Below are 7,925 nucleotides of genomic sequence, written 5' to 3'. Positions count from 1 at the left end.
GTGCAGATCGACGATCCACGCATCTCCCGGGTGCACGTCAGGGCGGAGTTCGTCGATGGCGGCTGGCGCGTCGTCGACACCAGCAAGAACGGGATGTACGTCGGTGACGCACGAACCGACCTGGTTCCCGTCACGCCCGGGCTGACGGTGCGGCTCGGAGATCCCACGGAGGGGCCTGCGGTGCGATTCGACGTCACGCCCGGGTCTGCGCCGCTCAGCCACGGGTCGCCGGACGGGGTGTACGGCGACGACGAGACCACCACGATCGTGGATCCGGGGATGGCCAGGGCGGGCGCCGCCGCCGCGGCACGAAGGCGCGAACTCGACATCTCACAACGCAGCCTGGCCGCCGACGGAATCATCAACGCGGGTGCCCTCATCTCCTTCGAAAAGGGGCGCAGTTGGCCGCGCGAAAGGACCCGCGCGAAGCTCGAGGAAGTGTTGAGCTGGGCGCCGGGGACCATCCATCGGATCAGGACCGGTGCGCCCGCCGGTGACGAAAGCCGAACCGACGCGGTCCGCAGGGATCAGGTGGGCGACGAGGGATCGTTGATCGCCGAGGCCGTGGTCGCCGCCGTCAACACCCTTGGCTCGACGATCGACGCGTTACCGCCCGTCGACGCTCCGGACTTCACCCCGCGGATCACGGCGATCCTCTCCGATCTGCGCCAGCTCGAAGCGGTCGCCGCGCGTGCGACCCGCATCGGCAAGGTCACCCCGACGCTCATCCGGGCGCTCAGCACGGTCCGGCGGCGGATGGACGAGTTGACGATGCTGGGTGCGACGGCGCAGCGCGCCACCCTCGGTCAGCGCCTGTATGCCGCTCGCCGGAACGCGAACCTGACCATCGCCGAAACCGCTCAGGCCGCGGGCGTCGCGGAGGACGTCATCGCGGGAGCCGAGTCCGAACGACCCGTACCTGCGTCCGCGGTGGCCGCCATCGAGGCGTTGATCAGCCAACTCGATTGGCGCTGAATACATTCGGCGTCAATGCCGGTCCCTACCGCGCTCGTCGTTGGCTGGAAAGTGCTCGGCGAGAGCGGCCGCGATCTCGATGAACTTGCGCCGGGTCGGCGCGGACATCTCGGAGGTGCCCGCGATGACGCCGCCCGGACGCAGATGCGGATCGAACGGAACCTCCACGACCACCTGGCCCTGGCCGGCGAACTGCTGCGCCAGGATGGCACGGGTTCGCTTGTCGGCGTGACCATCTGAGTCGTTGAGCACCACGACCGTGCGACGCAACAGACTCGTCAGGCCACGATTGGCCAGCCAGTCCATCGTCTGCCCCGCGGCCGCCGCGCCGTCGACCCACGGTGAGGAGACGACGACCAACGCGTCGAGGTCCCGAAGCACCTCCTGCGTGACCGGCGTGTCCATCGTCGAACTGCAGTCGACGATCGTGATGGAGAAGTAACGGTCCAGTCGGGCGGCGGCTTCGCGATAGATCGCGGGGTCGAGCACGCGCCTGCGGGCGGGGCTTCCCTCGCCGGCGAGGACGAACAGCCCGGCGGAGTTGTTGCCCACCCGCGACCGGATGTCGGCGAAGCTATCGAGATGCTGATCACCGGCCAACTCCCAGTACGACCCGATGGCCTTCGGGTCGACGCGACTGCCCAGCTTCCCGAACGCGGTGTCGGCGTCCAATGCGACGACGCGATCCTCCTGGCGGAGTTCGGCGAACACCGATCCGATGCTGGCAGACACCGTCGTCTTGCCGACGCCGCCCTTGCCCATCACACCAACCTTGTAGTGGCCCCGCAGGACGACCTTGATGCGGGCCTCGAGCTCGGCCTGACGGATCTCGTCGGGTGATTGGCCAGGGTTGACGAGCCCGAACGTCAGCTTGTAGACGGCGCGACGCCAGCCCCGCGCGGGAGTGATGCGACGGCTGGGCACCAGATCGTCCGCCCTGATGCGATCGGCATACGACCCCGTCGGCGGTGGGGGCACGACGCGTGAATCCGGACCGTGCGACTGTCCTTGCCACGTGCCGTGCTGAGGCGGCCCCTGGGGCGGGGCTGGTCGTGCTGGGCGGCCCTGCTGCCACCCCGGCTGCTGCGGATTCGGTGGCGGCGGCGCCCATTGCTGAGGCGGCTCCTGAGGACGGCCCAGCGCCGGGAACGCTCCGGTATCGCGTGGCGTGCCAGGGGGTGGGCCGAACCGCTGCGGTGGTCGGGGACCGCCGTCGGGACGCTCCGGCTCGCGCGGCGGTGCGGGTGGCGGCGGAGGGGGAGGAGGCGCTTGCGGAGCCTGCTGTTCGTGCGGCGTCGGCTCCGGCGGTGCGAGCGGAGGCTCGTAGTCGACGGGTGGGCGGGACGGCAACGGTGTCGCCGCAGGTGTGAAGGTCGGCTCGACCGGGGTCGGTTCGTAATTCGATTCCTCGGGCCCGGTCCATCCGAGTTCCTTGCGCAGGGCGTCGTCGCGATCACTCACGGCACCAGGGCTCCTTCCCACGTATCAGACGACGGCCATCCGGCATTCACTCAAGTATCAACCACCAGCCGCAGTTGCCACCCTGGCATTGGCCAGCCGGTGCGGCCCGGGGCAGTGCAGCAAACATTTGCCTCGGTCGCCCAAATTCGCTGAATCCGCGCGTCCGTGCGCAGTACCGCCCGTCGAGCACGCGGCAGGCCCACCGATGCGGCGGCTCCCCGGCTTCGCTGACGCGGCAACGGGCGAGCCAAGGACTGATCGCGCGTCCCCCGCGGTGCTCGCCATTCACACAGCTCAGCTGCGATCATCGTCCGCATCGGGCCCGTCAGGGCGTTGGTGTCCCGTTCGCGAATTGGTGCGTCGGAGGTCACAAAACCGCTGGTACCCTCGTATCCGGTAGGGGGCTGGGAACGAACCGGCCTGCCGGGCAGCCCGCGGGTCGCCGGCAAATCTCGACAGATCGTAGGCAAACGCGTCGCCGACTTCGAGAGGGACGTCGCTCCCAACCCCCGGCTCGAGGCGCTCCCGGCTGGGCTTGGGAAGAAGCTCCAATCGGACTGCCGCGGGTGCCAGCGACATTGCAAGATGACGAAGAGGGGGTATCGACATGTCCGGCGAGGTACGGAGGCTCGAAACCAGCCGGCCAGGATCGAGACACCCATGACGGCCATGTCCAACGGTGGCCGCGGCACCACGCACATCGACGACGTCGTCGCAGTCGAGGTGACCATCGACGGCATGCTCGTCGTCGCCGACCGGCTCCACATGATGGAGTTTCCGCCCGCGCTGGGCATCAGACCCAACATCCCGCAGCTCGAGCTGCGCAACATCGTGTGGGAGCAGGTCGCGCGCGACCTCACCGCCCAGGGCGTGCTCGACCTCTACGGGGCGCCGCATCCGGAAGTGGCCGTCATGGTCGACACGTTGAGTCGTGCCGACCGGACCCTCGAGGGCCGATGGTGGCGCAGGGACATCGGCGGCAAGATGGTGCGCTTCGCCGTCTGCCGCAAGGGTGACCGCCACGTCATTGCCGCGCGAGACGGCGACATGATCGTGCTGCAGCGCATCGCGCCTCAGGTTGGACTGGCGGGCATGGTGACGGCTGTCCTCGGGTCGGCCACCCCGGCCGATGTCGAGCCGCTCACCGGCGTTGCGAGCAAGCTCGCTCAGTCGACTACGGCTAACCAGTTGGGGCAGTTCGGCGTCGACCCTCCGTCGGCGCGGCTGTACGCCGACATCACCGCCGCCCCCAGTAGCTGGGTCGAGATCACCGCCAACGAACGCCATCCCGGCGGCACCTACACCCAAGCCGAAGTTGCCGCAGGGGTGCTGGACTCCAGCCAGGGCCGGATCGTGTCGCTACCCCGCCGCGTCAACGGGGAGTTGTACGGCAGCTTCCTGCCGGGTACCAACGAGAACCTCCAGCGGGCGCTCGACGGGTTGATGGAATTCCTGCCGTCGAAGACCTGGTTCGAGAAGAAGCCCAGCGAATTCGAAGCCAACCACCCGGACTGAGAAAGGGCATCTCTTGGTGGACGACACTCCGCCGCACGATCACGACGACGATGATCTGGCGGCACCGAGCAGCTACGCATTCGCTCTCGATGCCTTCGACGGCGATGACGTGGACGACCAACCGGTCGGGCCGACATTCACCGTGACCAACCCTCCTGGGACGGTGACGGTCTCGACGTTCGTGGACGGACGCGTCCGCAAGATCGACTTGTCGCAGAAGGTGACCACGATGACCGAAACCGATCTCGCGGACGAGATCGTGGTCATCGCCGGGCTGGCCACCCAGGATGCCAGGGCCGCGCAGTACGACTACGTGCTCGAGGGCATGCGCCAACAGGGCCACGATGACACCGCCACGCGCGACTTCCTGTCCAGGGATCTCGACCTGCCATCGCCCGAGGACGCCCGTGCCGCCCGCGCGCAGGTCTTCACGATGCGGTACGCAGGTGACCATGAATGACCATTTGACAGCGCTCTTCGGCAGCGCCGTCGGTATGTTGCCCACCGCGCCGGCGCGCTCCATGCAGATGTTCAGCGAGATCACCGCGATCGACGAATCCGCGTGCGACGCCTGGGTGGGCCGCATCCGCTGCGGAGACACCGACCGCGCCACACTGTTCCGCGCCTGGTACTCACGCGGCAGCTTCGGGCAGCTGGCAGGTTCCGCCGAGATCTCCATGAACAGTCTCGAGGCCCGCGTCGAGATCGGCGGGCAGTTCGGCAACATCACCTATCCGGTGAACTCACCACTGTCGATCACCTTGGGCTTCGCGGTCAACGAGGCGGCGCTCGGCAACTATTCCGACGCGATGGAGGCGCTTGACGGCGTGCAGGCCAACGGCGCCGAACATCTGGTCGCGTGGGCCAAGGCCGTCGTCTACGGCGCTGCCGAACGCTGGACCGACGTGATCGACGAGGTGCGATCCGCCAGTTCGTGGCCGGACAAGTTTCTCGGAGCGGCCGCGAGCGTCGCGCACGGTGTCGCGGCCGCCAATCTCGGGCTGTTCAACGAGGCCGAACGTCGTCTGACAGAAGGAAACTCGTCGCCGGCGGGGGAGGCCTGCGGCCTCGCGATAGCCTGGTTCCTTGCCATGACCCGCCGCGGCCTTGGCAACGAGGAGTCGGCCGTCGTCCTGCTCGAATGGCTGCAGGCCACCCACTCCGAACCAAAGGTGGTCGCAGCCCTCAAGGACCCCAGTTACCGGCTCGTCACGACGACCGCTGAGAAGATCGCGTCGCGCAAGGATCCGTGGGATCCCGCCAGCGTAGAGGCCGACAACTCGGGCCGCGAGAAGCTGCTTGCCGAAGCCCAGGCTGAACTCGACCGCCAGATCGGGTTGAGCCGTGTCAAGGAGCAGATCGAAAGGTACCGCGCCGCAACGCAGATGGCGAAGGTACGGGCCGCCCGCGGGATGAAGGTGGCCCAGCAGTCCAAGCACATCATCTTCACCGGCCCCCCCGGTACCGGCAAGACGACGATCGCGCGCGTGGTCGCCAACATCTTGGCCGGCCTCGGGGTGATCGCCGAACCGAAACTCGTCGAGACCTCGCGCAAGGACTTCGTCGCGGAGTACGAGGGCCAGTCGTCGGTCAAGACCTCGCGCACCATCGACCGCGCGGTCGGCGGGGTGCTGTTCATCGACGAGGCCTACACGCTGGTGCAGGAGCGCGACGGGCGGGCCGACCCGTTCGGCACCGAGGCATTGGACACCCTGCTGGCGCGGATGGAGAACGACCGCGACCGGTTGGTAGTCATCATCGCGGGTTACAGCGCCGACATCGACCGGCTGCTGGAGAGCAATGACGGCCTCCGGTCCCGGTTCTCCACCAGGGTCGAGTTCGACTCGTACGGCCCCGAGGAGATCGTCGAGATCGCGAAGGTCCTTGCGGTAAGCAATGATTCGACTCTGAGTGACGAAGCCGCCAAGCGGGTGCTCGAGGCCGCGGAGTTGCTCAGCCTGCGTTCGCTCGGCGGCAAGCCAGCCCTCGACATCGCGGGCAACGGCCGCTACGCCCGGCAACTGGTAGAGGCCGGCGAGCAGGGCCGCGACATGAGGCTGGCCAGGTCGGTGGACTTCGAAAGCCTTGGCGTGGAGCAACTCAGTGAAATCAACGGCGACGACATGGCAGGCGCGATCGACGCCGTGCACAGTCGACTGAACATCGGCGAGTGACGCATGGCAGGGTTCCGGTTAACCACCAAGGTCCAGGTCAGCGGCTGGCGTTTCCTGCTGCGCCGGGTCGAGCACGCGATCGTGCGCCGCGACACCCGCATGTTCGACGATCCGCTGCAGTTCTACAGCCGGGCGGTATCTCTCGGCATCGTCATCGCGGTGTTGGTCTGCCTCGGCGCAGCGCTGTTGGCCTACTTCAAGCCCCTTGGCAAGCGCGGTGGTGACACCCTCCTCGTCGACCGGAGCACCAATCAGCTCTACGTCGTGATGCCGGGCAACGGTCAGCTTCGCCCGGTCTACAACCTGACGTCGGCGCGCCTGGTGCTCGGCAACGCCGGTACCCCGAACGCGGTGAAGTCCGAAGAGTTGGACCGGATGCCGAAGGGTCAGCCGATCGGCATTCCCGGCGCGCCATACGCGACACCCGTTGCGCACGTTCCCGAGTCGACGTGGACGTTGTGCGACACGGTCACCAAGGCCGAGAGCGTCGCGCCGAGCGTCGCGACGTCGGTGATCGTCCTTCCGCTGATCACCGATTCGTCCGTCGGTCCGATGATCCCAGGCCAGGGAATGCTGGTGTCCTACCAGGACAGGGATTGGTTGGTCACCTCCACCGGTCGGCACGCCATCGACCTGTCGGACCGCGCCGTCACCTCGGCGGTTGGCATCCCGGTTACTGCGAAGGCGACGCCCATCTCGGAAGGCCTCTACAACGCGCTGCCGAACTCGGGGCCGTGGATCCTTCCCCAGGTCCCCGCCGGCGGCGCACCCAATAGCCTTGGGCTGCCGGCGAACCTGGTCATCGGCAGCGTCTTTCAGACCGTCACCGACTCGGGTGCGCAGCAGTTCGTGGTGCTGCCCGACGGGGTCGCGAAGGTCAACGACACCACTGCGGCGGCGCTGCGGGCGTCGAACTCCTATGGGCTGATCTCGCCACCGTCGGTGGAGTCCAGCGTCGTCGCGAAGATCACCGAGCAGGTCTTCACCTCACCACTTCCGGACACTCCGTTGGACGTGCTGCTGCGGGAGGACTCTCCGACGCTCTGCTGGGCGTGGCAACGCGAACCGGGCGACCAGACCCCGAAGACCTCCGTCGTCACGGGACGACACCTCCCGATCGCCGCAACGGCGATGCAGACCGGCATCGATCAGATCGGTGGTGACTCAACGGTATTCATCGACGGCGGGCAGTACGTGCGGTTGCAGTCGCCCGATCCGCGGTACGGCGAAAGCCTGTACTACGTCGATCCGCAGGGCGTGCGCTACGGAATTCCCAACGAGGACACCGCTAACGAGCTTGGGCTGTCCGCACCGGTGACCGCGCCCTGGCAGGTGGTCAGCCTGCTCGTCGACGGACCGGTGTTGTCGAAGGAGGCGGCGTTGCTCGAACACGACACCCTGCCGCCCGACCCCGATCCCAGAAAGGTTCCCGACGGCAATCAACCCGTGGTGGCGGGGCCGGGAGGTGGCTCGTGACGACACGCAAGTTCACGCCGATCATCAAGCGCGGTCCGCGCCTGACGCCGGGCGAGATCAACGTGACTCCGCCGGATGATCTCGGCGTGGACATCCCGCCGTCGGGCATCCAGAAGATCCTTCCGTACGTCATGGGCGGCGGCATGCTCGGAATGATCGGAATCATGATCTTCACGGGCATCCGCCAGCTGTCGCCATACATGCTGATGATGCCGCTGATGATGGTGATGGGAACGGTCGGCTTCATGGCGGGCGGTGGGGCCGGCGGCAAGAAGGTCCCCGAGATCAATGCCGACCGCAAGGAGTATCTGCGGTACCTCGCGG

At 67.4% G+C, this 7,925-nt stretch carries 6 protein-coding genes and 1 pseudogene; 6 read left to right on the top strand and 1 reads right to left on the bottom strand.

Annotation, left to right across the window (positions count from 1 at the left end; all coding sequences use genetic code 11):
* Nucleotides 1–975: FHA domain-containing protein (locus tag QOD90_RS06735; protein WP_526347921.1), on the top strand; the 975-nt coding region annotated here is incomplete at its 5' end.
* Nucleotides 976–987: 12 nt separating this feature from the next.
* On the opposite strand, the gene QOD90_RS06730 is transcribed toward QOD90_RS06735, so the two are convergent.
* On the bottom strand, nt 988–2,436 hold the full coding sequence (locus QOD90_RS06730) for a MinD/ParA family ATP-binding protein (protein WP_526347919.1): 1,449 nt from the start codon (nt 2,434–2,436) through the stop codon (nt 988–990).
* Nucleotides 2,437–3,096: 660 nt separating this feature from the next.
* Between QOD90_RS06730 and QOD90_RS06725 the strand changes: the two genes are divergently transcribed.
* From QOD90_RS06725 to QOD90_RS06705, 5 genes and pseudogenes are all read left to right on the top strand, one after another.
* Entirely contained in the window at nt 3,097–3,951 is an 855-nt protein-coding gene (locus tag QOD90_RS06725; RefSeq protein WP_526347917.1) for an ESX secretion-associated protein EspG, read from the top strand.
* A gap of 16 nt (nt 3,952–3,967) precedes the next feature.
* Nucleotides 3,968–4,411, top strand: coding sequence for a YbaB/EbfC family DNA-binding protein (locus QOD90_RS06720; protein ID WP_526347915.1), 444 nt, complete (start codon nt 3,968–3,970; stop codon nt 4,409–4,411).
* A complete protein-coding gene (eccA, locus tag QOD90_RS06715; RefSeq protein ID WP_526347913.1) occupies nt 4,404–6,125 on the top strand; it encodes a type VII secretion AAA-ATPase EccA in 1,722 nt (573 codons plus the stop codon). The genes QOD90_RS06720 and eccA overlap by 8 nt, the downstream gene beginning before the upstream one ends.
* 3 nt (nt 6,126–6,128) lie before the next feature.
* Nucleotides 6,129–7,601, top strand: a complete 1,473-nt coding sequence (gene eccB, locus QOD90_RS06710) for a type VII secretion protein EccB (RefSeq protein WP_526347911.1) — start codon at nt 6,129–6,131, stop codon at nt 7,599–7,601.
* Nucleotides 7,598–7,925, top strand: a pseudogene (locus tag QOD90_RS06705) (type VII secretion protein EccCa); the annotation flags it as partial. The gene eccB and the pseudogene QOD90_RS06705, both read left to right, overlap by 4 nt.

This window comes from Mycobacterium sp., assembly GCF_032161845.1.
Classification (GTDB): Bacteria; Actinomycetota; Actinomycetes; order Mycobacteriales; family Mycobacteriaceae; genus Mycobacterium.
This window is presented reverse-complemented; position numbering and strand designations above follow the sequence as displayed.